The following is a 23,875-nucleotide window of genomic DNA, read 5'->3' as shown; positions in this document are numbered from 1 at the left end:
CGCGCACCATGCCCGCCTTCGTCGGAGACATACAACCGCTGATGGAATTAATGAGCAGTTAACTCAACTCGATGGTCCGCCACGTATCGACGGCATTGCCCTGCGCGGATAGCGGAATCCCGTTCTTCGGGCGGCCGCACCGGGTCGATATGACCCGGAACCAACCCGTTCAGGTTGTAATCGCGGTCGCGCCTCAGCCGAGCTGGGTGAGCAGCGTGAAGGCGCCGAAAATCAGGACCGCGCCGACCGAGGCGGCGAGCAGGATGAGCGCCGCGCGCGATTCCCGCATCTCCGATGACATGGCGCCCTCCCGTCGCGGCCCGCGTCGGCGCGCGGGCGAGTTCCGTCAGGATTCGCACCGATCGGCCGCGCTGTCGACGGCCGACCGGGCGCGCGCGGCGACATCGCCCGCCATCCGGAAAGTCCCGGACGGCGGCGACGGCCCGGCCTCAGGCCGCGGTGCGGCGCTCCACCATCCGCGCCAGGAAGGCGCTGCCGATCGGGATGATCGAGTCGTCGAAGTTGTAGCCGGCATTGTGCAGGCCGGGGCCCGGATTGGCGCCGAGCCAGACATAGGCGCCGGGGACCGCCATGGTCATGTCGGCGAAGTCCTCGCTGCCCATCTTGGGCACGACGTTCGATTCGACCTTGTCGGCGCCCAGGAGCTCGGTGGCGACCTCCGTGGCGGCGGCCGCCTGCTCGGGGGCGTTCTCCAGGACGGAGAACACGTCCTGCAGGTCGACGGTGACCTCGGCGCCGTAGGCCGCGCCGAAGCCCGCCGCCAGCTCACGCATGCGGGTGCCGGCCAGCGCCCGGATCTCCTTGTCGAAGGTGCGGATCGTGCCGGCGAGATGGGCCGTCTCCGGGATCACGTTGTAGGCGGAGCCCGCCTCGATCCGGGTGATCGACAGGACGATGGACTTCAGCGGATCGGCGTTGCGCGACACGATCGACTGGAGGGCCTGGGCGAGGCCGGTGGCGATGATGATCGGGTCGACGCCCCGGTGCGGCTGGGCGGCGTGGATGCCCTTGCCGCGGATGTGGATGTCGAAGAAGTCCGCCGCCGCCATGATCGGTCCCGGCCGCAGCTTGATCATGCCGTGGCCGCCGCCGGGCTGGTTGTGCAGCCCGTAGATCTCGTCGCAGGGGAAGCGCTCGAACAGGCCGTCCTTCAGCATGGCCCGGGCGCCGCCGCGGCCCTCCTCGGCCGGCTGGAACACGAACACCGCGGTGCCGTCGAAATCGCGGGTCTCGGCGAGGTAGCGCGCCGCGCCGACCAGCATCGTGGTGTGCCCGTCATGGCCGCAGGCGTGCATCTTGCCCGCGTAGGTCGAGCGGTAGGGGAGGTTGGTCTCCTCTTCGATGGGCAGGGCGTCCATGTCGGCGCGCAGGCCGATGCGCTTGCCGTTGTCGGTGCGGCCCTTGAGCAGGCCCACCACCCCGGTGCCGCCGACGCCGCGATGCACCTCGCAGCCGAATTTCTCGAGGAGATCGGCCACGATGCCGGCGGTGCGCACCTCCTCGAAGCCGAGTTCCGGATGGGCGTGCAGGTCGCGGCGCAGGGCCGTCAACTCGTCGGCGTAGGTCTTGATGCGGTCGATCGGGCTCATGACTCGGCACTCTCGGGGGGGGACGTGTTGGGGGACGGGGATCCGGACGGCGTCGCGCCCTCGCGGGCGCCGCCCTGGTCCGCGCGCCGGAACGGCGTCAGCGTGTCGAGGACATCGACCGCCTCGGCGACGTGGGCGCGCTCCCGCTGCAAGTAATCGGCCACCGCGCGGCGCAGCGCCGGGTCGGCGATGTCGTGGGCCGAGTGCATCAGGACCGGCCGGTAGCCGCGGGCGAGCTTGTGCTCCCCCTGGGCGCCCGCCTCCACGCGCTTCAGGCCGCGGGCGATCGCGAAATCGATCGCCTGGTAGTAGCAGACCTCGAAATGCAGGAAGGGGTGGTCCTCGATGCAGCCCCAGTTGCGCCCGTAGAGCGCCGTGTCGCCGATCAGGTTGATGGCCCCGGCGATGTAGGCGTCGCCGCGCTTGGCCATCACGAGCAGCACCCGGTCGGCCATGCGCTCGGACAGGAGCGAGAAGAACCGGCGGTTGAGGTAGGGCCGGCCCCATTTCCGGGAGCCCGTGTCCATGTAGAAGGCGTAGAACGCGTCCCAGTGGGCCTCGGTGATGTCCGCGCCGGTCAGGTGCTCCACCGTGATGCCGGGCGCCAGGGCGTCACGGCGCTCCTTGCGGATGGTCTTGCGCTTGCGCGAGGCGAGGGCGGACAGGAAATCGTCGAAGGTCGCGTAGCCGTCGTTCTGCCAGTGGAACTGCTGGTCGGTGCGCTGCAGGAAGCCGGCCGCGCCGGCCCGCTCCCACTCCGCCTCGCGCATGAAGGTGACGTGGATCGAGGAGGCCTTGGTCTCGCCCCGCAGCGCCCGCAGGCCCGCGACGAGGCCGGCCGTGGCCTCGTCGGGATCGGCCCCCGGGGCGATCAGGAAGCGCGGCCCGGTCACCGGCGTGAACGGCACGCTGACCTGGAGCTTGGGGTAGTAGGCGCCGCCGGCCCGCTCGTAGGCGTCGGCCCAGCCGTGGTCGAAGACGTACTCGCCCTGGCTGTGCGATTTCAGGTAGCAGGGCGCCACGCCGAGGCGCGCGCCGTCGCGCTCGACGGAGACGTGGAGCGGCAGCCAGCCGGTCCTGCGCGAGACGCAGCCCGAATCCTCCAGCGCCGACAGGAAGGCGTACGACAGGAAGGGGTTGTGGGTCTCGTCGCCCGCCGCCAGGGTCTCGGACGAGAAGGCGCAGGCATCCCATTCCGCCGCGCCGATCTCCTTCAATCCGGGAAGCGCTCGCACGGTCAGTGCGGCGGTCTCCGGCGTCGGCCCGGGTGCTTGCTTCATGGGCCGGAGTCTAGCCCGTGACCGGCCGGGAGCAAGCGGGCGGATGCGCACGGCACCCGCGGCAGCGTTGTCAGACGGCCGCCGACGTCACCCGCCGCGGGCCGGACCCGTCGTCGCGCCGGACGCCCGAACCGGACGTCACGGTCGCGGCGCGCGCTCACTCGCCGAGGCGGCCGACGCAGGAGACGTCGTCCGCCTTGCAGTCGAGGTATCCCTTCAGGACCTTGATCCGCGCGTCGGTCAGCCCCTTCAGGCAGCCGTTGTACGCCATCGCGTAGGCCGAGCCCCCCTCGAGGCCCAGGGTCTCGAGGAAGCAGGTCGCGTCCCGGTACGACAGCCAGGCCTTCTGGGCGCCCCGCAGGGCGTCCTTCGTCTTCGGGCCGATCTTCTTCGTCAGCTGCCCGTAGACGGCGTTCAGCGCGGTGTCGGCGGCCCGGTAATCGGCGCCCGCGCAGGCGTTGAGATCCGCCTGGGTCGTGCCCTCGCACGGGTCGGCCGCCGCAGCGGGTGCCGGGGAGAGCAGGGTCGCGGCGAGGGCGAGGCCCCGGCAGAGCCGCGCGAACCGCGCGCGCGCGTCACTCGTAACGGTCATGGCGATCTTGGTCGGACGGAATCGGACAGGGCGTAGGAAAATTTACGGGACGAACCCCTCGAACACCATCTGATCCGCGTGCGCGGCCGCGCGGGCGCGTTGCTCCGCGGTCCGGACCGTCCAGGTCATGACGGGGATCTGACCGAGCAGCCGGCAGAGGTAGGTCGGCGCGCAGGGCAGGTCGTCCACCCGCCAGGACAGGAAGTCGGGCCGCGTCTCGGCGAGGTGCAGCAGGTCGGAGAGCGACCGGCGGAGCGAGGGCGTCAGGGCCGCGTAGACCGGATCGTCCTGCGTCGTCTCCGCCACGATGCCCCGCGGGATCGTGGCGGGGCAGAGGTCGCGCAGGGCCGCGACCACCTGCGGGTCGAAGGATTTCAGCGCCACCGGCCCGGCGCAGGCCGCGGCGATCTCGGCGGTGCGGGTCGCGAGCCGCAGGTCGCCGTCGTAGCGGGACTTCACCTCGATCACCACCGGCACCGCCCCGGCCACCGCCGCCAGGAAGGCCGGCAGCGTCGGGATCGTCTCCGCGGACCCGGCGACGGCGAGCGTCCCGAGTTCGGCGGCCGACCGGTCGGCCAGAGCCGCGCCCGTCCCCGTCAGGCGCCCGAGGGCGGCGTCGTGGAAGACCATCGCCTCGCCGTCGGCGCTGAGCTGGACGTCGCACTCGATGGCGAAGCCGCCCGCGACCGCCGCCCGGGCCGCCGCCAGCGTGTTCTCCGGCCGGCCCGCCGCGCGGTCGTGCAGGCCGCGATGGGCGATCGGCCGCGCGGTGAGCCAGTCGGGGGCGGCCACCGTCAGCGGACCTCGAACATCGCCTCGACCTCGACGGCGGCGTCGAGGGGCAGCTCGGCCACGCCGACGGTGGAGCGGGCGTGGCGCCCGCGGTCGCCGAGCAGCTCGACCATCAGGTCGGAGGCGCCGTTCATCACGCCGGCCACGGCCGAGAAGCCCGGCGCCGCGTTGATGAAGCCGCCGAGCCGGACGCACTGGACCACCGCGCGGTCGAGGTCGCCCACCGCGGCCTCGAGCTGGGCGAGGACGTTGAGGGCGCACAGGCGGGCGGCCGCCTTGCCGGCCTCGGCCGAGACGCCGCCGCCGACCTTGCCCTTGTGCTCGGCCGCGATGGCGCCGTCCGCGCCGAAGCAGACCTGGCCGGAGATCACCACCAAGTTGCCGGTGCGCACGAACGGCACGTAGTTGGCGACCGGCGCCGCCGCCCTCGGCAGGGTCAGGCCCAGCGCCGCCAGGCGTTCCTTGATCGAGCTCATCGGGTTCTCCCTGGTTCCTGCGAATCCGCGGGAGCAGGAGCACGGCCGCCCCCCGCGGCGCAAGGGCCGGTTCCGCAGACCTTCGATTCTCCGTCGGCCCGGGGCGAGACCGCCGCCGCTTGACCGTCGAGATCAGCCCTATCGGTGCCGCGTGCAGGGCTGCCCGGCGGGTCCGCCGGGCACTGAAACGTTGACAGGCGGCGGCTCTTTCATAGTAATCGCGCGCGTGCCGCCCAGGACTGAGGCGGCACTTTCATTTGGAGCCGGCTCAACGCTCGCTCCGGGATCCTGCGTGAAACGGAGATGGGACCCGTGACGTCAGCCCTTCTGCCGACCTACGTCCGCGCGCCGCTCGCCTTCGAGCGCGGCGAGGGCGCCTGGCTCGTGACGGAGGGCGGGGAGCGATACCTCGACTTCGGCGCCGGCATCGCGGTGAACGGCCTCGGCCACGCGCACCCGCACCTCGTCGGCGCGCTGACCGAGCAGGCGAGCAAGATCTGGCACACCTCGAACCTGTTCCAGATTCCGGGCGGCGAGCGCCTCGGGCAACGCCTCGTCGACACGACCTTCGCGGACGTGGTGTTCTTCTGCAACTCGGGCGCGGAGGCGAACGAGGCGGCGATCAAGATCGCCCGCAAGTACCACGCGGCCGGTGGGCAGCCGGAGCGCTACCGGATCGTCACCTTCGCGGGCGCCTTCCACGGGCGGACGCTGGCGACGCTCGCGGCCGGCGGCCAGCAGAAGTACATCGAGGGCTTCGGTCCGAAGGTCGAGGGCTTCGACCAGGTCCCGGCCGGCGACTGGGCGGCGCTCGAGGCGGCGATCGGGCCGGAGACGGCGGCGCTGATGATCGAGCCGATCCAGGGCGAGGGCGGCGTTCGGGAGATCCCCCACGCGGACCTGCGCCGGCTGCGCGAGATCTGCGACGCCAACGGCCTCCTGCTGATCATGGACGAGGTCCAGACCGGCGTCGGCCGCACGGGCCGGCTGTTCGCGCACGAATGGTCCGGCATCACCCCGGACATCATGAGCGTCGCCAAGGGCATCGGCGGCGGCTTCCCGCTCGGCGCCTGCCTCGCGACCCGCGAGGCCGCCCGCGGCATGACCGCCGGCACGCACGGGACCACCTTCGGCGGCAACCCGCTCGCCATGGCGGTGGGCAACGCCGTGCTGGACGTGGTGCTGGAGGAGGGCTTCCTCGCGCGCGTCGCCCGGTCCGGCCTGCTGCTCAAGCAGAAGCTCGCGGCCCTGCGCGACCGCCACCCGCACGTCATCCAGGAGATCCGCGGCGAGGGGCTGATGCTCGGCCTCAAGCTCGGCGTGCCGAACACCGACTTCGCCGCCGCCGCGCGGGACGCCCACCTGCTGGTCATCCCGGCGGGCGACAACATCGTCCGCCTGCTGCCGCCGCTGACCATCGGCGAGGCCGAGATCGACGAGGCGGTCCGCCGCCTGGACGCGGCGGCGTCCGGCTTCGAGGCCGTGCGCGGCGCGGCCGAGTAGGATCGATCCGCGCGATTGAGAACACCGCCCCCCGGATCCCGGAGGGCGGCCCGAAGCATTTCCGGGCGCGGTCGATCCCGCCGCGCGTGACGGAGATGCCCCTGCCAGGAGGTAGAGTGCGGTTCATGATCAGGTGATCGTTGAGCAGACTCTAGTATTGTGACGCGATGAAAGCCCAGATTGACGGCCGGGCACACGCCCCGGCCAGGCACCTGAACGGTGCCGGCCCTCGTCATTTCCTCGATCTCAAGGATTTCTCCGGGGCGGAGCTGCGCCGGGTCCTCGATGCCAGCGCCGCCATCAAGGCGCGCCGCCGCAAGGGCGAGCTGGCTGCCGAGCGCCCGCTCACCGGCAAGACCCTCGCCATGGTGTTCGACCGGCCCTCGACCCGCACCCGCGTCTCCTTCGACGTGGCGATGCGCGAGCTCGGCGGCGAGACCCTGATGCTCACCGGCTCCGAGATGCAGCTCGGCCGCGGCGAGACCATCGGCGACACCGCGCAGGTGCTCTCGCGCTTCGTCGACGCGATCATGATCCGCATCCTCGACCACGGTCAGATGCTGGAGCTGGCCGAGTACGCCACCGTCCCGGTGATCAACGCGCTGACCAAGGTCTCGCACCCGTGCCAGATCATGGCCGACGTGCTGACCTTCGAGGAGCATCGCGGGCCGATCCGGGGCCGCAAGGTCGCGTGGTCGGGCGATGCGAACAACGTGCTGGCGAGCTGGGTTCACGCCGCCGCCCGGTTCGACTTCACCCTGAACATCGCGAGCCCGCCGGAACTCGCGCCGCCGCCGGCGCTCCTCGCCTGGGCGCAGCAGGAGGGTGCCGACGTCCACGTCACCACCGACGCCTTCGCGGCCGTGGACGGCGTCGATGCGGTGGTCACCGATTGCTGGGTGTCGATGGGCGACGACGACGAGGCGCACCGGCACAACCTGCTGAGCCCCTATCAGGTCAACGACGCGCTGATGGCGGCGGCGAACCCGGACGCGATCTTCATGCACTGCCTCCCGGCCCACCGCGGCGAGGAGGTGACGGCCGAGGTGATGGACGGCCCGCGCTCCGTGGTGTTCGACGAGGCCGAGAACCGCCTGCACGCGCAGAAGGGCATCCTGGCCTGGTGCCTGGGCGCCAGCGGGCTCTGAGCCCGCGGTCGCCACGTCCGGCCTCGCGCTCGCGGGGTCGGGGCACCATATAGGCGTGAGCGGGCGGCCCGTGCCGTCCGTCTCCCCATCGCGGCCGCCGGAAGGCGGCATCCCGGCGACGAACGGGGCGCGCTGCGCCGCCGCTCCCGCTCCGGGCTGGACGGGGTGAGGGATCCGATCGCTCCGCCAAGGTCATCGCCTCACGCCGCCCGGCCCCCGGGAGGACGGATCCACGCTCTGCCGGCACGAGAGGCCGGACGCATCGATCGGAGAGGGCATGACCTCAGGAACGCAGTCGCACCCCCAGTCGCCATCCCAGTCGCGGGCCGAGAATGCCGGCAACGGCCACGCCGGCGCGGACGACGCCGTGCTGCCCTTCGCCGTCGAGGCGCTGGACGTGCGCGGGCGCGTCGTCCGGCTCGGTCCCGCCGTGGACACGATCCTGCGCCGCCACGGCTACCCGGACCCGGTGGCGCGCCTCCTCGGCGAGGCGGCGGCGCTGACGGTGCTGCTCGGCTCCTCGCTCAAGTTCGAGGGCCGGTTCCAGCTCCAGACCAAGACCGACGGTCCGGTCGCGATGATCGTGGTCGATTTCGAGGCCCCGGACCGGCTGCGCGCCACCGCGCGGTTCGAGCCGGAGCGGGTCGCCGCCCTCGGCGCCGGGCCGCTCAAGGATGCCGAGCTGATCGGCACCGGCCATCTCGCCATGACCATCGACCAGGGCACCGCCGCGAGCCGCTACCAGGGCGTCGTCGCCCTCGAGGGCCAGAGCCTGGAGGAGGCCGCGCACCAGTATTTCCGCCAGTCGGAGCAGATCCCCACGCAGGTGCGCCTCGCCGTGGCCGAGGCCGTGGAGGAGGGGGCCGGGCGCTGGCGGGCCGGCGGCCTGCTCGTGCAGTTCCTGCCCCAGTCGGTGGACCGGGCGCGCCTCGCCGACCTGCCCCCGGGCGACATCCCGGAGGGCCACGCGCATCTCTCGGGGGAGGCGCCGGAGGACGATGCCTGGGTCGAGGCCCGCTCGCTGGTCGCGACCATCGAGGACCACGAGCTGGTCGATCCGCACGTGTCCAGCGAGCGGCTGCTTTACCGGCTGTTCCACGAGCGCGGCGTGCGGGTGTTCGACCGTCAGCCGGTCCAGGAGACATGCCGCTGCTCGCGGGAGCGCGTGATGGGCATGATCCGCTCGTTCTCGCCGCAGGAACGGCACGACATGGTGGCGGATGACGGGCGCATCGTCATCACCTGCGAGTTCTGCTCCCGGCGCTACGACCTCGATCCCCAGGAGGTCGAGGCCGAGATCGCCGGACAGCCGAGCCAGTAGAGCGCAGGACAGCGGGCCTGCGGACCAGCATGCCCGCGTCTACGGCCAAGCTTTTCCGCGCGAAACGCACGAAGATCGGTATTCGTTGCGTAAATTTTTGAGCCCTCCAGGCTGAACCGTTTCGCGACCTTTGACGTTGCGTGGCAGATTCAACATTGGAGGGTACGCCATGCGGAAATTGTCGATCGGATTGGCCGCGCTGCTGATCAGCACCTCGGCCTATGCCCAGCAGGGTGGCGCCGATCGCGGCGCCGGGATGGGCGGTCGCGGCGGTCAGGGTGGCGCCGAGTCCGGCATGAAGGCCGGTGGCGGCGACCGCGGCGGCATGCAGGGCGGCGCGCAGGGTGGCATGCAGGGCGACATGAAGGGCGGTCGCCAGGCGGCGTCCGACCGCTCCGGCGCCGAGGCGGGTCGGTCCGCGCAGGGCCGCGAGGCCGGCGGCGAGGGCCGCTCGGGCCAGGATCGCATGGCCCAGGATCGCACGGCTCAGGACAGGGCCGGCGCCGAGCGGGGCGACCGCCGCGGCGATCGCGCCGACCGCGACGAGCGCGGGGATCGCGACGGCGCGCGTGCCGATCGCGGCGACCGCCGCGGTGACCGTCGCGCCGACCGCACCGACTTCCGCGGCCGGACGGACGTGAGCCGGACGGATGTCCGGTCCGAGCGGGTCGAGGGCGGCTTCCGCCGCGAGGGCCGCTACGTGTTCATCGGCGGCCGCCGGGTCGTGTACGGCTCGCCGGAGTATCGCCGCCTCGTCGTCACCGAGAACCGCGGCCCGCGCGCGCGCTACGTCGTGATCCGCGGCCAGCGGGTGCTCTACGGCTCGCCCGAGTACCGCCGCCTGGTCAGCGTCCGCGAGACCGGCCCGCGCGCGCGCTACGTCGTGATCCGGGGCCAGCGGGTGCTCTACGGCTCGCCCGAGTACCGCCGCCTCGTCTCGGTCCAGGAGGACCGCTACGTGACGATCCGCGGCCAGCGGGTGCGCTACGGGTCGGCCGAGTACCGGCGCCTCAGCGGCGGCGGCGCGGTCAGCGCGAGCTTCCGCTCCGAGCAGCGCGCCGGGGCGCGCTTCGACAATCGCGGCGAGCGGGACGGCATCCGCAACGCGTCGCGCAACGAGGGCCGCAACGACGGCCGGACGGACCGCAACGACCGCGGCCAGGATCGCGGGATGGACAAGGCGTCCCGTCAGGAGGGCAAGAACGACGGCGTGCGCAACAGCGACATGCGCGGCGGCCAGCAGGACGGCATCCGCAACGCGTCGGATCGCGGCGGCCAGCAGGGCGGCATGAAGTCCGGCGCCGAGGGCGGCCGGACCGGCGGCGCGGAGCGCGGCGGCATGAGCGGCAGCACGGGCGGCAACGGCGCCATGGGCGGCGCCCAGGGCGCCGGCCGGGCCGGCGGCCAGGCGGGCGGTGCCGGCCGCAACTGAAAAGCGTGAGCTTGGGGGGGGGGAGCCGACCGGCTCCTCCCCCTCGTCGTCTCGGGTCGACGGCGCCCGCGGGCGGCGGACGGGACCCGGTTCAGGCCTTCAAGACGGGCTCCGCGATGTCGCCGCCGCCGCCGCGGGCCCTGAGATATTCGGGCTGGAACAGGCACATCCGCACGGCGTCGCGATACCGCCCGTTCACGAAGAACTCGTCCTTCAGCACGCCCTCCGGGTGGAAGCCGCAGCGCTCGTAGATCCGCACGGCCCGGGCGTTGTCCCGGTCGACGTGCAGGTAGAGCTTGTGGATGTTGAGCACGCTGAAGGCGTAATCCATGGCGATCCGGGTGGCCTGCCACGCGTAGCCGCGGCCCTGGAAGCTCGGGTGGATCGCGATCTGGAACTCGCAGCGCCGGTGCAGGTGGTTGATCTCGACGAGCTCGATCAGCCCGGCCGGCTCCCCGCTCGGGTCGGCCACGATGAAGCGCCGCTCGGTCTGATTGTGGATGTTGCGCTCGTAGAGCTGCTGCAGTTCGGCGAAGGACTCGTAGGCCTCCTCGAACCAGTAGCGCATGATGCTGTCGTTGTTGTTGAGCTGGTGGACGAAGCGCAGGTCCTCCCGCTCCAGCGGGCGCAGCTTGATGGTGATACCGGTCACCGCATTCATGACGCACCCACCTCGATCAGCTTGCGCAGGAAGTGCTCACCCTGGCCCAGGGCATCGAGGGTGATGAACTCGTCGGGCTGGTGCGCCTGGGCGATGTCGCCGGGGCCGCAGACCACCGTCGGGAGACCCGCCGCCTGGAAGCGCCCGGCCTCCGTGGCGTAGGGGACCGCGACGGTGCGGTTGCGTCCCGCGAGGCGCAGGCAGAGGCGCTCGGCCTCCGAGCCCGGCTCCGGAGCGAGGCCCGGAATGTCGACCTCCTCCAGCGTCTCGATCCGCCCGTACGCGCCGTAGCGGTTGAGGCGCTCGCGGGTGACCCGCTCGACCTCGGCCGCGAAGAGCCGCGGGATCTCGGCCGGGTCGAGATCGGGCAGGCCGCGATACTCCCAGAGGAAGCGGCACTCCTTGGCGAGGATGTTGCGCGCGGTGCCGCCCTGGATCGTCCCGACATGGACCGTGGTCGAGGCGGGATCGAACCGCCCGGACGGGTCGCCGCGCTCGATCATCAGGTCGGCGATCCGGTTGAGGCCGGCGACGAGGTCGCAGGCGGCCGACACGGCGTTCGCGCCGAGGGCCGGGCGGGCGGAATGGGCCTCGTGGCCGTGGACCGTGGTGAGGCAGGTGACGATGCTCTTGTGGGCGTCCGCCACCTCCATCCCGGTGGGCTCGCCGACGATCACCGCGGCCGGGCGGGGCAGGCCGTCGCCGAACCGCGCGATCCCGTCCATCGAGCCGAGGCAGGTCGTCTCCTCGTCGTAGGAGAGCAGGATGTGGATCGGCCGCTTCAGGCCGGCGGCGATCATGTCGGGCACCAGGGCTAGGGCCAGCGCGTCGAAGCCCTTCATGTCGACCGCGCCCCGTCCGTAGGCCCGGCCGTCGGCGACGCGCAGGGTGAACGGGTCGCTGGTCCAGGCCTGGCCCGTCACCGGCACCACGTCGGTATGGCCGGACAGGACGACGCCGCCGTCGACCATCGGGCCGACCGTCGCGAGGATGGCGGCCTTGTCGCCCGCCGCGTTCGGGAGACGCAGGTACGGGACGTCCCAGCCGTCGAGATAGGCGCTGACGGCGTCGATCAGGGCGAGGTTGGACTTGTCGCTCTCCGTATCGAAGGACACGAGGCGGGCGAGCATGTCGAGCGGGCTCAGCCGCTCGCCGGTCGCGGACATGGATTCCTCCGGGGCGAGGCCCCGGCCGGGACCTCAGTGCAGGCTGCGGCGGACGTGCGGGCTGTCGAGGGAGAAGGCGGGGATCTCGGCCTCGAAGCTCTCGCCGGCCACCGTCGCCATGGTGTAGCTGCCGGCCATCAACCCGTCGGGCGTGTTGAGCGGACAGCCGCTGGTGTAGCAGAAGGACTCGCCCGGCTCCAGCACCGGCTGCTTGCCGACCACCCCGGTGCCGCGCACCTCCTGGCAGGCGCCGTGGCCGTCGATGATCCGCCAGTGGCGCGAGCGCAGCTGGACCTGCTCGCTGCCGTTGTTCACGATCTCGACCGTGTAGGCGAAGAAGTAGCGGCTCTCGGTCGGCGAGGACTCCTCCTCGACGAAACGAGACTGAACCGTCACACTTATTCCCCGCGTCTCGGCCTTGTACATCGCCCTGTTTGGCCCTTCTTCGGACGGTACGACTCGCTGAAGCCGAATGGAACGCGCTTCCCGGCCGGTGGTAGTGGGCGGCGGAATCGTCGTCAATTGCGGCGGACTACCTCGCGCGACGCCGGCCCCCCGGCGGGGCGCGGCGCCGGCATGACGCGGCCTGCGGAAGCGGTTAAGCCCGCGTTAGCGGGTCCCGACGGACAACGCTGATCGGAGTGACGCGGACCGGCCGGGGCGCGCGAAGGAGTCAGGGGCGCGATGAACGCGGGCGCAGCCACGGGAGCCGCCGAGTCGAGCGCGGACGGCCGATCCGGCATTCTGCCGGCCCAGGCGATCGCCGCCCTGGCCCAGGCGGGCGGCATCCGGACCGCGAGCCCCTTCGCACCCGACCAGATCCAGCCCGCGAGCCTCGACCTGCGCCTCGGCGCCAAGGCCTACCGGGTTCGGACGAGCTTCCTGCCCGGCTCGGGACGGACGGTCCAGGCCTGCGTCGACCGGCTGTCGCTGCACGCCGTCGACCTGCGCCCGGGCGCCGTCCTGGAGACGGGCTGCGTCTACATCGCGGAGCTCCAGGAGAGCCTCGCCCTGCCGGCCGATCTCGCGGCGGCCGCGAACCCGAAGAGCTCGACCGGGCGCATCGACGTCTTCACCCGCGTGATCACCGACCGCGGCGAGGCCTTCGACCAGGTCGAGCCCGGCTACGACGGGCCGCTCTACGCGGAGATCTCGCCGCGCACCTTCCCGGTCCTCGTGCGCAGCGGCTCGCGGCTGTCGCAGATCCGCTTCCGCCGCGGGGCGCCGCGGCTGACCGAGGTCGAGCTCGGCCTGCTGCACGCCCGCTCGGCCCTGGTCGACGCCGGCAGCCCGTCCTTCCAGGGCGGCGTCGCGGTCTCGGTGGACCTCGCCGGCTTCGACGGCCTCGTGGGTTACCGGGCGAAGCGCCACACCGGCCTCGTCGACGTGGACGCCCCCGGCCGCCACCGGGCCGCGGATTTCTGGGAGCCCCTCGCCGCCGACGGGTCGGGCAGCCTGATCCTCGACCCCGGCCAGTTCTACATCCTGGCGTCGAAGGAGGCCGTGCAGGTCCCGCCGGACCACGCCGCCGAGATGGTGCCGTTCGATCCCCTGGTGGGCGAGTTCCGGGTCCACTACGCGGGCTTCTTCGACCCGGGCTTCGGCTATGCCGGGGCGGGCGGGGCGGGCGCGCGGGCCGTGCTGGAGGTCCGCTCCCGCGACGTGCCGTTCCTCCTGGAGGACGGGCAGATCGTCGGCCGCCTCGTCTACGAGCGGATGCTCGACCTGCCGGAGACGCTCTACGGGGCCGGGGCCGGCTCGAACTACCAGGCCCAGGGGCTCAAGCTCTCGAAGCATTTCGCCCTGTAGTCCGGCCCGGACCCGCAGACGGGAGCAGCGATCGCATGGACGCCGTCGACCGGAAGATCCTCGATCTCCTCCAGCAGGACGCGACGCTCCCGGTGGCCGAGCTCGCCGAGCAGGTCGGCATCAGCGCGGCGCCGTGCTGGCGGCGGGTGAAGAAGCTGGAGGCGTCCGGAGTGATCCGTCGCCGGGTCGCCCTGGTGGATCGCCGCAAGGTCAACGTCCCCACCACGGTGTTCGTGGCCGTGAAGGCGCCGCGCCACGCCGCAGACTGGTCGGACGCCTTCCGGCGGGTGGTCGCCGGCTTCCCGGAGATCGTCGAGGCGTGGCGCCTGACCGGCGAGATCGACTACCTGCTGCGGATCGTCGTGCCCGACATCGAGGCCTACGACGCGGTCTACCAGCGCCTCATCGCCAAGCTCGACTTCTCGAATCTGTCCTCCTCCATCGCCATGGAGGAGATGAAGTACACGACCGCCGTCCCGACGATCTACGTGGCGTGAGGCGACCGCGCTGCGGCGGGGCTCAGCCCGCCGCCACCGCGTAGGTCCGGTGGATCGACGAGTCCTGCGCCCGGTGGTCGTAGCCGTAGACGTGGATCGAGACGGCCGCTTCCGGCCCGTCATTGGCGATCCGGTGCAGGTTCGGCCCCGTGGGCATCATGCAGGCGACGAAGCCGGGCTCGCGGACGGCGTCCATGGTCGCCACGGCGTGGGTCTCGCTGATCGGGCGGTACCACGTCTCCCGGAGGCTGCCGCGCAACAGGCCGAAGCAGCACGAGCAGTGGTGGTCGTGGACCGGCGTCACCGTGCCGGGCGCCCAGACCATCGCCCAGACGCTGATCGCCTCGGTGCCGAACAGGAGGTTCCGGCTCAGGCCGGGCCCCTGGCCGACCAGCCGCGACGGGTCGAGCAGGTCCGGCTGCGCCAGGATGCGGACCAGGGTGGACCGGGCCGAGGCCAGGTAGGCCTCCGGCGACCGGCCCGCGGAGCGGGCGAGGTTCGCCAGCATCGCCTCGACGTCGTTCGGGGTCGCGGTCTGCGGCATCGGCCAGTCTCCTTCGGTGCCCTTCACGAGGCTGCGCGAAGAGTACCCAAGGTCCTGCGTGGGCGGGTTGCGTTCTCGCACCCGATATCGCCCGGTGCGGCAAAGTCATTGCGCGAAAGCGCGGCCGCGAGAAACCGCGTTGCGCGAGGGCGGAGAACCCCGCGAGCCCGACGCCGGCGCGTCCACCCGGACGACGCGGCGGGACCCGCGCGGAGGGTCCCGCCGCGGGACGCGGGAGCGGCAGCCGGCCTCAGCCGGCCGCGGCCTCGTCCAGCAACCACGCCACGGCGCCGGTGCTGGTCACGCGGCCGGCGGGCAGCGCCTCGCCCGCGGCGAGCCGGGCCAGCGGGGTCCGCTTGCCGGCACCGGTGACGAGGAACAGCACGTGCCGGGAAGACGCGAGCGCCGGCAACGTCAGGCTGATCCGGGGGACGAACGGCTCCAGGCCGGCCTCCGGCACGGCGACGACGAGCCGCCGGGTCTCGTCGACGGCGGGCTTGCCGGGAAACAGCGAGGCGGTGTGGCCGTCCTCGCCCAGGCCGAGCAGCACGAGATCGAACAGCGGGCGGGCCGGATCGAGGCTGTCGGCGCCGTAGAAGTCGAGGAGCGTCCGCTCGTAGGCGCGGGCGCCCGCCTCGGGGCCCGCGTCCGAGGGGATGAAGTGGAGATGCGTCGGCGGGATCCGGGATCCGCGGCCGAACGCTTCCCGGACCATCCGGACATTGCTGCGCGGGTCGTCCCACGGCACCGCGCGGTCGTCCCCGAAGAACCAGTGGATCCGCTCCCACGGCACCCGGGCCGCGTAATCCGGCCCGGCGAGCAGGCCGTACAGCACCTTGGGGGTCGAGCCGCCCGAGAGGCAGAGCGCGATCCGCTCGGACCGAGTCTCGCCGCAGGCCACGATGATCCGCTCGGCCGCCTCGCGGGCGACCGCCTCCGGATCCTTCAGGACGTGCGTTCCGACGGGAAGGCTCATGGGTTCGGGCCCTGCGGCTTCGGGGGTCGGACGGGGCGGTCCGCGGGCGTCCCGCTCAGCCCTTCGGCTCCTGGTGACCGCCGAAGCCCTTGCGCATCGCCGAGAGCAGCTTGTCGGCGTAGCTCGCGTGCTCGCGGGAGCGGAAGCGGCGGTAGAGGGCGGCCGAGAGCACCGTCGCGGGGACGCCCTCCTCGACGGCGGCGTTGATGGTCCAGCGGCCCTCGCCCGAATCCTCGACGTAGCCGGAGAAGTCGGTGAGCTGCTCGTCGCCCGCGAGCGCCTGGGCGGTCAGGTCGAGGAGCCAGGACGAGACGACGCTGCCGCGGCGCCAGACCTCGGCGATGTCGCCCATGTTGAGATCGAAGCGGCGCTCGGCCGGCAGGTCCGCGGAATTCGCATGGCGGAGGATGTCGAAACCCTCCGCGTAGGCCTGCATCAGGCCGTACTCGATGCCGTTATGGACCATCTTCACGAAGTGGCCGGCGCCGGTCGGACCCGCGTGGATGTAGCCCTGCTCGGCGCGGGGGTCGCGCCCCTCGCGGTTCGGCGTCTTCGGGATGTCACCGACGCCGGGCGCCAGGGTCTTGAAGATCGGGTCGAGGCGGTCGACGGCTTCCTTGTCCCCGCCGATCATCATGCAGTAGCCGCGCTCCAGGCCCCAGACGCCGCCCGAGGTGCCGACATCCACGTAGTGCAGGCCCTTCTCCCTCAGGGCGACCCCGCGGCGGACATCGTCGCCGTAGAACGAGTTGCCGCCGTCGATGATGCAGTCGTCCGCCTGCATCAGCCCCGAGAGCGCCTGGACGGTCTGCTCGGTGATCGCCCCGGCCGGCAGCATCACCCAGGCCGCGCGCGGCACCTCCAGCTTCGAGACCAGGTTCTCCAGGCTCGACGCGCCGACCGCGCCGGCCTCGACCAGGGCGGCGACGGCCGCCGGGTTCTGGTCGAACACCACGGCCGTGTGCCCGTCGCGCAGGAGGCGCCGGACGATGTTGCCGCCCATCCGGCCGAGGCCGATCATGCCGAGTTGCATTGCCGATCTCCTCAGAGTCTCCCCTCCCTGAAACCGGGGAGGGGGAAAGGTGCGCCTACGCCACCGCGGCCTTGAGGGCGGCCGCGACGCGCTTCAGCCCGGCCTCGAGGTCGCCCTTGATGTGGACCCGCAGCGCCCGCCGGCCGCGCTCGGCCAGCACGGCGAAATCGCCCCGTGCCTGCGCGGCCACCACCGTGGCGAAGCCGAGGGACCGGCCCGGGATCGGGAGATCCTGCGACGGATCCGCGGTGATCTGCAGGAACACGCCGGTATCCGGGCCGCCCTTGTAGGCCTGGCCGGTGGAGTGCAGGAACCGCGGCCCGAACTCGAGGCAGGTCGCCACCTTGCGGGCGTCGCGCACGGCGATCCGCGCCTCCTGGAGGATGCCGGCGGCCTCGGCATCGCGCGGCACGTAGGCGAGCAGGCCGAGGTAATCGCCGTCCTTGAGCCGCGCGACCTGCGCCCTGAGCGCGGCCTCCAGGCCGTCGGTCGCCTGCGGCAGACCCTCGGCATTGCGCGGATCGGCGTAGAGCGCGATCGCGTCGTCGGAGAAGAGCGGCGTCTCGGCGGGGAGGGCGCCCTTCGCCTCGGCCTCGGCGAACAGCTTCTTGGTCTCGACCTTGCTGGCCTCGACGTCGGGCTGGTCGAACGGGTTGATCCCGATCACCGCGCCGGCCACCGCGGTCGCCATCTCCAGGCGGTAGAATTCCTGCGGCAGCTGCTCGATCGAGTCGAGGGTGATGCGGGCGATCGGGTGGCCGTCCCGCTCCAGGGCGCGCAGGGCCTCGTCCTGCGAGGCCTCGGCGTTGCCGTCGAGGCGGAGGTAGACGAAGAACCGGTCGTGGCCGTAGACCGCCGGAACGCCGACCGGCTCGCCGTCCACCGGCACGAGGCCCTTGCCCTGCTTGCCGGTCGATTCCGCGATCAGCTGCTCGGCCCAGGCGCCGAAGCTCGCGATCGCCGGGGAGGCGACGATCGTCACCTTGTCGCGGCCGGCGAGCGCCGCAGCGCCGATGGCCGTGCCCAGCAGGACGCCCGGATTCACGGCCGGCGGCACGGCCGGGCCGCAGGAGCGGACCATGATGCGGGCGGTCTCGAGGAGCGCCTTCACGTCGAGGCCCATGGCGGCGGCCGGCACGAGGCCGAAGGCCGAGAGCACCGAGTAGCGCCCGCCGATCTGCTTCACGCCGTAGAAGATCTTCTTGAACTTATCGCTCTGCGCGGCGCGCTCCATGTCGGAGCCGGGATCGGTCACGGCCACGAAATGGTCGCCGGCCCGGTCGCCGAGCACGTCCTTGGCGCGGGCCAGGAAGTAGTCGCGGAAGACGTTCGGCTCCAGCGTCGAGCCGGACTTGGAGGCGACGATGAACAGGGTCTTGCCCAGGTCGATGCTCGCCTCGAGGGCGCGCACCTGATCCGGGTGGGTCGAGTCGAGGATCTGGAGCTTGGGGAAGCCCTCGCGCTGGCCGTAGGTCAGGCTCAGGACCTCCGGGCCGAGGCTCGACCCGCCCATGCCGAGCACGACGGCGTCGGTGAAGCCCTGCGCCTTCACCCAGTCGGAGAAGGCGGCGTAGTCGGCGGCCTTCTCCAGCTCCTCCTCGACGATGTGCAGCCAGCCGAGCCAGTTCGCCTCGTCGTGGCCGGACCAGACCGAGGCGTCGCCCGCCCAGAGCCGGCGGATCGACCCGCTGGCGCGCCAGGACTCGACGGCCTTCTTCGCCTCGGCCGCCAGGGTGTCGTCCATGGCGAGGCTCTGGCCGTCGAGCCGGTGCCCCAGCAGCGCGGCGCGCTTGCCGGCGACGGCGCCCAGCAGGTTGTCGGCGGCGTCGATGAAGAGCTGCACGCCCTCGCGAACCAGCTGCTCGGCGATCGTCTCGATGTCGATGCCGGTCCGCGCGAGCTTGGCCATCACGGCCTCGGCGCCCGGCACGTCCTCCTCGATCGTCGCCCGCACCACGCCGTGGTCGCGGAACGCGTCCATGGTGGCGGGCGGCATGGTGTTGACGGTGTTCGGGCCGATCAGCTCCTCGACGTAGAGGACGTCGGAATAGGCCTTGTTCTTCACACCCGTGGAGGCCCAGAGCAGCCGCTGCGCCTTGGCGCCCTTCTCGGCGAGCGCCGTCCACTTGGATTCGGCGAAGATGCGCTTGTAGCGCTGGTAGGCGAGCTTGGCGTTGGCGATCGCGACCTTGCCCTTGAGCTGCTCCAGGGCGATCTTCTCGTCGGGGTCGTTGGCCTCCGCGATCTTCTCGTCCAGCAGCTTGTCGACCAGCACGTCGATGCGGCTGATGAAGAAGCTCGCCACGCTGGCGATGCGCGAGACGTCGTGGCCGGCCTTCGCGCGCTCGTCCAGCCCGTCGATGAACGCGCGCGCCACGGCCTCGTAGGCCTCCTGCGAGAACAGCAGGGTGACGTTGATCGAGATGCCCTCGCTGGTCAGCTGCCGGATCGCCGGGATGCCCTGCGGTGTCGCCGGGACTTTGACCATCAGGTTGTCGCGGGACACCGCCTTGTGCAGGCGCCGCGCCTCGGCCAACGTCTCCTCGGTGTCGAGGGCGAGGTAGGGCGAGACCTCCAGGCTGACGTAGCCGTCCGCGCCGTCGCTCGCCTCGTAGACCGGGCGGAGCACGTCGGCGGCCGCCTGGATGTCGGCGATGGCGAGCCCCTCGTAGAGGTCGATGACGCGGCTGTCGCCGGTCGCCTGCACCGCCTTGAGGCTGTCGTCGTACTCGTCCGAGTGGCCGATCGCCTTCTCGAAGATCGACGGGTTGGAGGTGACGCCCCGCAGGCCGTCGCGCTCCACGAGCTGCTTCAGCTCGCCCTTCGCGATGAAGCCGCGGGCCACGAAGTCGAGCCAGACCGCCTGATCCTGTTCGTCGTGCAGGGCCTTGAGCGCGTTCATGTCGATTCCTCGTCTCGCGTACCGCGTACTCGCGCCCGAACGCGCTCTCCCGCCCCGACTGGGCGGGAGAGCAGGCCCCCGGGCTACTTCTTATGCTTGGCCACCTGCGCCTTCGCGGCGTCCAGGACCTTCTCGGGGGTAAAGCCGAACTTGGTCTGGAGATCCTTGATCGGCGCCGAGGCGCCGAAGGTGTGCATGCCGATCACCGCGCCCTCGGAGCCGGCGTAGCGGTCCCAGCCGATGACGCTGCCCTGCTCGACGGCGACCCGCGCCTTGACGGCGGGGGGCAGCACCGCGTCGCGGTAGGCTCGGTCCTGCCGCTCGAACAGGTCCCAGGACGGCATCGACACGACCCGGGCCTTCACGCCCTCGGCCTTCAGCGCCTCGTAGGCGCCGACGCAGAGCTGCACCTCGGAACCCGAGGCGAGCAGGATCACGTCGGGCGTGCCGTCGCAGTCGGCGAGCACGTAGCCGCCCTTGGCGGTGCCCGAGGCCGCGCCGTACTTCGTACGGTCGAGCGTGGGCAGCGGCTGGCGGGACAGCGCGAGCACGGCCGGCTGGTTCCGGAGCGTGAAGATCACCCGGTAGGCCTCGGCGACCTCGTTGGCGTCGGCCGGGCGTAGGGTGACGAGGCCGGGGATGCAGCGCAGCGACAGGAGCTGCTCCACCGGCTGGTGGGTCGGCCCGTCCTCGCCCACGCCGATCGAGTCGTGGGTGAAGATGTGGAAGACCGGCAGCTCCATGAGCGAGGCCAGCCGGATCGGCGGGCGCATGTAGTCGGCGAAGACCAGGAAGGTCGCGCCGTAGGCCCGCAGCCCGGAGAGGCCGAGCCCGTTCACGATCGAGCCCATGGCGTGCTCGCGGACGCCGAAATGCAGGTTGCGGCCGCCCGGCGAGAACGGGCCGAACGAGCCCGCGCCCTCGAAGGTCAGGTTGGACTTGTTGGACGGCGCCAGGTCCGCCGAGCCGCCGAGCAGGAACGGCACGTGCTGGGCGATGGCGTTCAGCACCTTCCCGGAGGATTCGCGGGTGGCGAGGCCCTTGGCGTCCGGCTCGAAGGCCGGGATGTCCTTGTCCCAGCCCTCCGGCAGGCGGCCCTCCAGGAAGGCGTTCAGGTCCTCGGCGTGGGCGGCATCGGCTTCCTTCGCCTTGGCGAGCAGGCCCTGCCACGCGTCGTAGAGGCCGGCGCCGCGCTTGCCGATCCCATCGCGGAAGTTCTCCTGCACGCCGTCCGGCACGAGGAACTGGGCGTCCTCCGGCCAGCCGTAGGCGCGCTTGGCACCCTTCACCTCGTCCTCGCCGAGCGCGTCCGAGTGGGCCTTCGAGGTCCCCTGCTTCTTGGGCGCGCCGTAGCCGATCACCGACTTGACGATGATCAGCGTCGGCCGGTCGTTGGTCGCGAGGAACGTCTCGATCGAGCCCGCCAGCGCGTGCACGTCGTTGGCGTCGGCGACGCGCAGCACCTGCCAGCCGTAGGCCAGGAAGCGGGTCGCGACCTCCTCGCCGAAGGCCAGCTCCGTGTGGCCCTCGATGGTGATGGTGTTGTCGTCGTAGATCCAGCAGAGGTTGGCGAGCCGCAGGTGGCCGGCCAGCGAGGCGGCCTCCGAGGCGACGCCCTCCATGAGGTCGCCGTCCGAGCAGACGGCGTAGACGTTGTAGTCGAACAGCGGCAGGTTCGGCCGGTTCAGGTGCTGGCCGAGGAAGCGGCTGCCCATGGCCATGCCGACCGAGTTGGCGACGCCCTGGCCGAGCGGGCCCGTGGTGGTCTCGACGCCGGTGGTGAAGTGGTATTCCGGGTGGCCCGGGGTCCGGCTGTCGAGCTGGCGGAACTTCTTGATGTCCTCCAGCGACACCGCCGGGGCGTTGCCGCCGTCGCTCTCGGCGACGCCCGCGAGGTGCAGGAGCCCGTAGAGCAGCATCGAGGCGTGGCCGCAGGACAGCACGAACCGGTCGCGGTTCGGCCAGTGCGGATGCGCCGGGTCGTAGCGCAGGTAGCGGTTCCACAGGGTGTAGGCGACCGGCGCCAGCGCCATGGGCGCGCCGGCATGGCCGGAATTGGCCTTCTGCACCGCGTCGATCGCGAGCGTCCGGATCGTGTTGATGCTGAGCGTATCGATCTCAGCGAGGGCCGCCTTGGCGGGAGTGTCAGCACCGCTCATGATGTCGCGTCTTCCAGTTCGCCTCGCGCGGTCCGCTTCGCGGCTTCGCGCTGCCGTAGGACGGCGGGAGGAGCTCCGTTGGCCTTACCACCCTGCCGATCCGCCGGCCCTTCGCCGCGCGTATAGCTGAGGAGCGTGTTGACGAGGGCGACGTGGGTGAACGCCTGAGGGAAGTTACCCACAAGACGCTTGGCTTGCACGTCGTATTCCTCGCTGACGAGGCCGAGATCGGTGCAGATGCCGATCAGGCGCTCGATCAGCGCCCCGGCCTCGTCGCGCCGCCCCAGGCCGATGAGGTTGTCGACGTACCAGAAGGTGCAGGGGAGGAAAGCCCCCTCGGTCCCGGTCAGCCCGTCGGTGGTCTGACCCTCGGTCTCGTAGCGGAGGATGAAGCCGTCCCGCATCAGCCCCTTGCCGATCGCCTCCACGGTGCCGACCACCCGGGGATCGTGCTGCGGGAGGAAGCCGGTATGGGCGATGAGCAGCAGGCTCGCGTCCAGCGCCTTCGCGCCGTAGGACTGCACGAAGCTGTTGAGGGCGGGGTCGAAGCCCTTCGCGCAGACCTCGGCGTGGATCTCGTCCTTGATCGCGCGCCAGCGCGCGGCCTGCGCGTCGGTGGCGCCGTTCTCGTGCATCTCGTGCATGCGCAGGGCCCGGTCGAACGCCACCCAGGCCATCACCTTCGAGTGGGTGAAGTGGCGACGGCCGCCGCGCACCTCCCAGATCCCCTCGTCGGGCTCGCGCCACGCCTTCTCCAGGTGGTTCAGGATCGCGAGGCCGACCCGTATCCCGTCCTTGCTGACCGGCAGGCCGCGGGCATGGGCCTGATAGAGCGCGTCGAACAGCTCGCCGTAGACGTCGAGCTGGAACTGGCTGGCTGCGGCGTTGCCGATCCGGACCGGCCGCGAGTTCTCGTAGCCCGGCAGCCAGTCGAGCTCGATCTCGGGCAGCAGCCGCTCGCCGGCGATGCCGTAGAGGATGTGCGCCTGCTCGGGATTGCCCGCCACGGCCCGCAGCAGCCAGCCCAGCCAGTCGCGCGCCTCGTCGATGTAGCCCCCGTCCATCAGGGCGATCAGCGTCAGGGTCGAGTCGCGCAGCCAGCAGAAGCGGTAATCCCAGTTCCGGATCCCGCCGAGCCCCTCCGGCAGGGAGGCCGTGGGCGCCGCCACGATGCCGCCGGTGGGTTCGTAGATCAGCGCCTTGAGGGTCAGCAGCGAGCGCTGGAGCATCCGGTCCCATCGCGTGCCGCCGGTGCAGCGCGACGACCATTCGCGCCAGTGCTGGTCCGTGGCCTCGAGGACCTTGCGCGGCTCGATCGGGGGCGGATCGTCCTCGTGCGAGGGGCCGTAGCTCAGGACGAACCGGTGCTTCTCGCCGGCATGGACGGTGAACTCGGACACCGTCGTCTGCGCGTCGGATCCCTTGAGATGGACGTCGGTGCGCAGCACGACCTTGTGGGGGCCCGAGACGGCGCGCAGGTCGCCCAGCTCCGAGCGGGAGACCCAGGGCACGGCCGAGCCGTAATCGAAGCGGACCGCCATCTCCATCCGCATGGCGACGCGCCCGTGCACGCCCTCCACGAGCCGCACCAGATGGGCCCCGTCGCCGACCGGCATGAAATCCGTGACCAGGACCTCGCCCTGGCGCGTGGTGTGGCGGGTCTCCAGCACGAGGCTGCCCGGCCTGTAGGACCAGCGGGTCTCGACGTTCTCGGCCTCGGGGAAGATCTTCCAGAAGCCGTGCGCCTCGGTTCCCAGGAGGCTGGTGAACAGGGCGGCCGCGTCGAAGCGCGGCCAGCACAACCAGTCCACGCTGCCCTGCCGGCTGATCAGCGCGGCGCTGCGGCAATCCCCGACGAGCGCGTAATCCTCGATGCGTGCAGCCATCCGGCCCCGGCTCCGGTCCGCGGCCGGCAGTCCGGGCCGTCCGCTGCGACGCACCTAGGACGTCCGGTCACGAGATCCAGAGGTTCGG

The 23,875-nt window shown here is 71.8% G+C and carries 20 protein-coding genes; 6 read left to right on the top strand and 14 right to left on the bottom strand.

The genetic code is table 11. The features are described 5' to 3' along the window. Positions 1–449: 449 nt before the first annotated feature. From BKE41_RS12905 to BKE41_RS12885, 5 genes are all read right to left on the bottom strand, one after another. Positions 450–1,610, bottom strand: coding sequence for a M20 aminoacylase family protein (locus tag BKE41_RS12905; RefSeq protein ID WP_012319291.1), 1,161 nt, complete (start codon positions 1,608–1,610; stop codon positions 450–452). After that, positions 1,607–2,890, bottom strand: coding sequence for a GNAT family N-acetyltransferase (locus BKE41_RS12900; protein ID WP_012319290.1), 1,284 nt, complete (start codon positions 2,888–2,890; stop codon positions 1,607–1,609). Before BKE41_RS12900 ends, BKE41_RS12905 begins: the two co-directional genes overlap by 4 nt. A gap of 157 nt (positions 2,891–3,047) precedes the next feature. Further along, positions 3,048–3,482: a lysozyme inhibitor LprI family protein gene (locus BKE41_RS12895; protein WP_070999504.1), complete on the bottom strand. Its 435-nt coding sequence runs from the start codon at positions 3,480–3,482 to the stop codon at positions 3,048–3,050. A 42-nt stretch (positions 3,483–3,524) separates the two neighbouring features. Then, positions 3,525–4,274 (bottom strand): glycerophosphodiester phosphodiesterase family protein, encoded by a 750-nt coding sequence (locus BKE41_RS12890; protein WP_012319288.1) that lies wholly within the window; start codon positions 4,272–4,274, stop codon positions 3,525–3,527. Between the two features lie 2 nt (positions 4,275–4,276). Beyond that, the gene (locus BKE41_RS12885) at positions 4,277–4,750 is read right to left on the bottom strand and encodes a RidA family protein (protein ID WP_012319287.1); all 474 of its coding nucleotides are present in this window, start codon (positions 4,748–4,750) and stop codon (positions 4,277–4,279) included. 312 nt (positions 4,751–5,062) lie between these two features. Here BKE41_RS12885 and BKE41_RS12880 point away from each other — a divergent pair, with 312 nt between their 5' ends. From BKE41_RS12880 to BKE41_RS12865, 4 genes are all read left to right on the top strand, one after another. Further along, on the top strand, positions 5,063–6,253 hold the full coding sequence (locus BKE41_RS12880) for an aspartate aminotransferase family protein (RefSeq protein WP_063110169.1): 1,191 nt from the start codon (positions 5,063–5,065) through the stop codon (positions 6,251–6,253). A 167-nt stretch (positions 6,254–6,420) separates the two neighbouring features. Beyond that, complete coding sequence (gene argF / locus BKE41_RS12875; protein WP_012319285.1) at positions 6,421–7,401, top strand: ornithine carbamoyltransferase; 981 nt, start codon at positions 6,421–6,423, stop codon at positions 7,399–7,401. A gap of 277 nt (positions 7,402–7,678) precedes the next feature. Continuing rightward, on the top strand, positions 7,679–8,722 hold the full coding sequence (locus BKE41_RS12870; RefSeq protein WP_012319284.1) for an Hsp33 family molecular chaperone: 1,044 nt from the start codon (positions 7,679–7,681) through the stop codon (positions 8,720–8,722). Positions 8,723–8,891: 169 nt separating this feature from the next. Next, entirely contained in the window at positions 8,892–10,154 is a 1,263-nt protein-coding gene (locus BKE41_RS12865; RefSeq protein WP_024830041.1) for a hypothetical protein, read from the top strand. A 91-nt stretch (positions 10,155–10,245) separates the two neighbouring features. On the opposite strand, the gene speG is transcribed toward BKE41_RS12865, so the two are convergent. From speG to apaG, 3 genes are read right to left on the bottom strand one after another with little or no spacing between them, the layout of a single operon-like run. Next, complete coding sequence (gene speG, locus BKE41_RS12860) at positions 10,246–10,797, bottom strand: spermidine N1-acetyltransferase (RefSeq protein WP_024830042.1); 552 nt, start codon at positions 10,795–10,797, stop codon at positions 10,246–10,248. Between the two features lie 14 nt (positions 10,798–10,811). Continuing rightward, positions 10,812–11,981, bottom strand: a complete 1,170-nt coding sequence (gene argE / locus BKE41_RS12855) for an acetylornithine deacetylase (RefSeq protein WP_012319281.1) — start codon at positions 11,979–11,981, stop codon at positions 10,812–10,814. Positions 11,982–12,014: 33 nt separating this feature from the next. After that, positions 12,015–12,407, bottom strand: a complete 393-nt coding sequence (gene apaG, locus BKE41_RS12850) for a Co2+/Mg2+ efflux protein ApaG (protein WP_012319280.1) — start codon at positions 12,405–12,407, stop codon at positions 12,015–12,017. 258 nt (positions 12,408–12,665) lie between these two features. Between apaG and BKE41_RS12845 the strand changes: the two genes are divergently transcribed. Then, positions 12,666–13,790: a 2'-deoxycytidine 5'-triphosphate deaminase gene (locus tag BKE41_RS12845; protein WP_012319279.1), complete on the top strand. Its 1,125-nt coding sequence runs from the start codon at positions 12,666–12,668 to the stop codon at positions 13,788–13,790. Between the two features lie 35 nt (positions 13,791–13,825). Beyond that, the gene (locus BKE41_RS12840) at positions 13,826–14,287 is read left to right on the top strand and encodes an Lrp/AsnC family transcriptional regulator (protein ID WP_012319278.1); all 462 of its coding nucleotides are present in this window, start codon (positions 13,826–13,828) and stop codon (positions 14,285–14,287) included. 22 nt (positions 14,288–14,309) lie between these two features. Here the strand turns inward: BKE41_RS12840 and BKE41_RS12835 are convergent, their stop codons facing one another. The 6 genes from BKE41_RS12835 to BKE41_RS12810 all read right to left on the bottom strand — a co-directional run bounded on the left by BKE41_RS12835 (position 14,310) and on the right by BKE41_RS12810 (position 23,787). Beyond that, positions 14,310–14,831, bottom strand: a complete 522-nt coding sequence (locus BKE41_RS12835; RefSeq protein WP_012319277.1) for a cysteine dioxygenase family protein — start codon at positions 14,829–14,831, stop codon at positions 14,310–14,312. Between the two features lie 250 nt (positions 14,832–15,081). After that, entirely contained in the window at positions 15,082–15,807 is a 726-nt protein-coding gene (gene pgl, locus BKE41_RS12830; RefSeq protein WP_012319276.1) for a 6-phosphogluconolactonase, read from the bottom strand. Between the two features lie 55 nt (positions 15,808–15,862). Then, a complete protein-coding gene (gnd, locus tag BKE41_RS12825; protein WP_070999501.1) occupies positions 15,863–16,840 on the bottom strand; it encodes a phosphogluconate dehydrogenase (NAD(+)-dependent, decarboxylating) in 978 nt (325 codons plus the stop codon). Positions 16,841–16,895: 55 nt separating this feature from the next. Next, positions 16,896–19,742: a bifunctional transaldolase/phosoglucose isomerase gene (locus BKE41_RS12820; protein WP_070999500.1), complete on the bottom strand. Its 2,847-nt coding sequence runs from the start codon at positions 19,740–19,742 to the stop codon at positions 16,896–16,898. An 83-nt stretch (positions 19,743–19,825) separates the two neighbouring features. Continuing rightward, a complete protein-coding gene (gene tkt, locus BKE41_RS12815; RefSeq protein ID WP_070999498.1) occupies positions 19,826–21,901 on the bottom strand; it encodes a transketolase in 2,076 nt (691 codons plus the stop codon). After that, the gene (locus BKE41_RS12810; protein WP_012319272.1) at positions 21,898–23,787 is read right to left on the bottom strand and encodes a glycoside hydrolase family 15 protein; all 1,890 of its coding nucleotides are present in this window, start codon (positions 23,785–23,787) and stop codon (positions 21,898–21,900) included. The genes tkt and BKE41_RS12810 overlap by 4 nt, the downstream gene beginning before the upstream one ends. Positions 23,788–23,875: the final 88 nt, after the last annotated feature.

Origin of the sequence: Methylobacterium sp. C1 (assembly GCF_001854385.1) — a bacterium.
Taxonomy (GTDB): Bacteria; Pseudomonadota; Alphaproteobacteria; order Rhizobiales; family Beijerinckiaceae; genus Methylobacterium; species Methylobacterium radiotolerans.
This window is presented reverse-complemented; position numbering and strand designations above follow the sequence as displayed.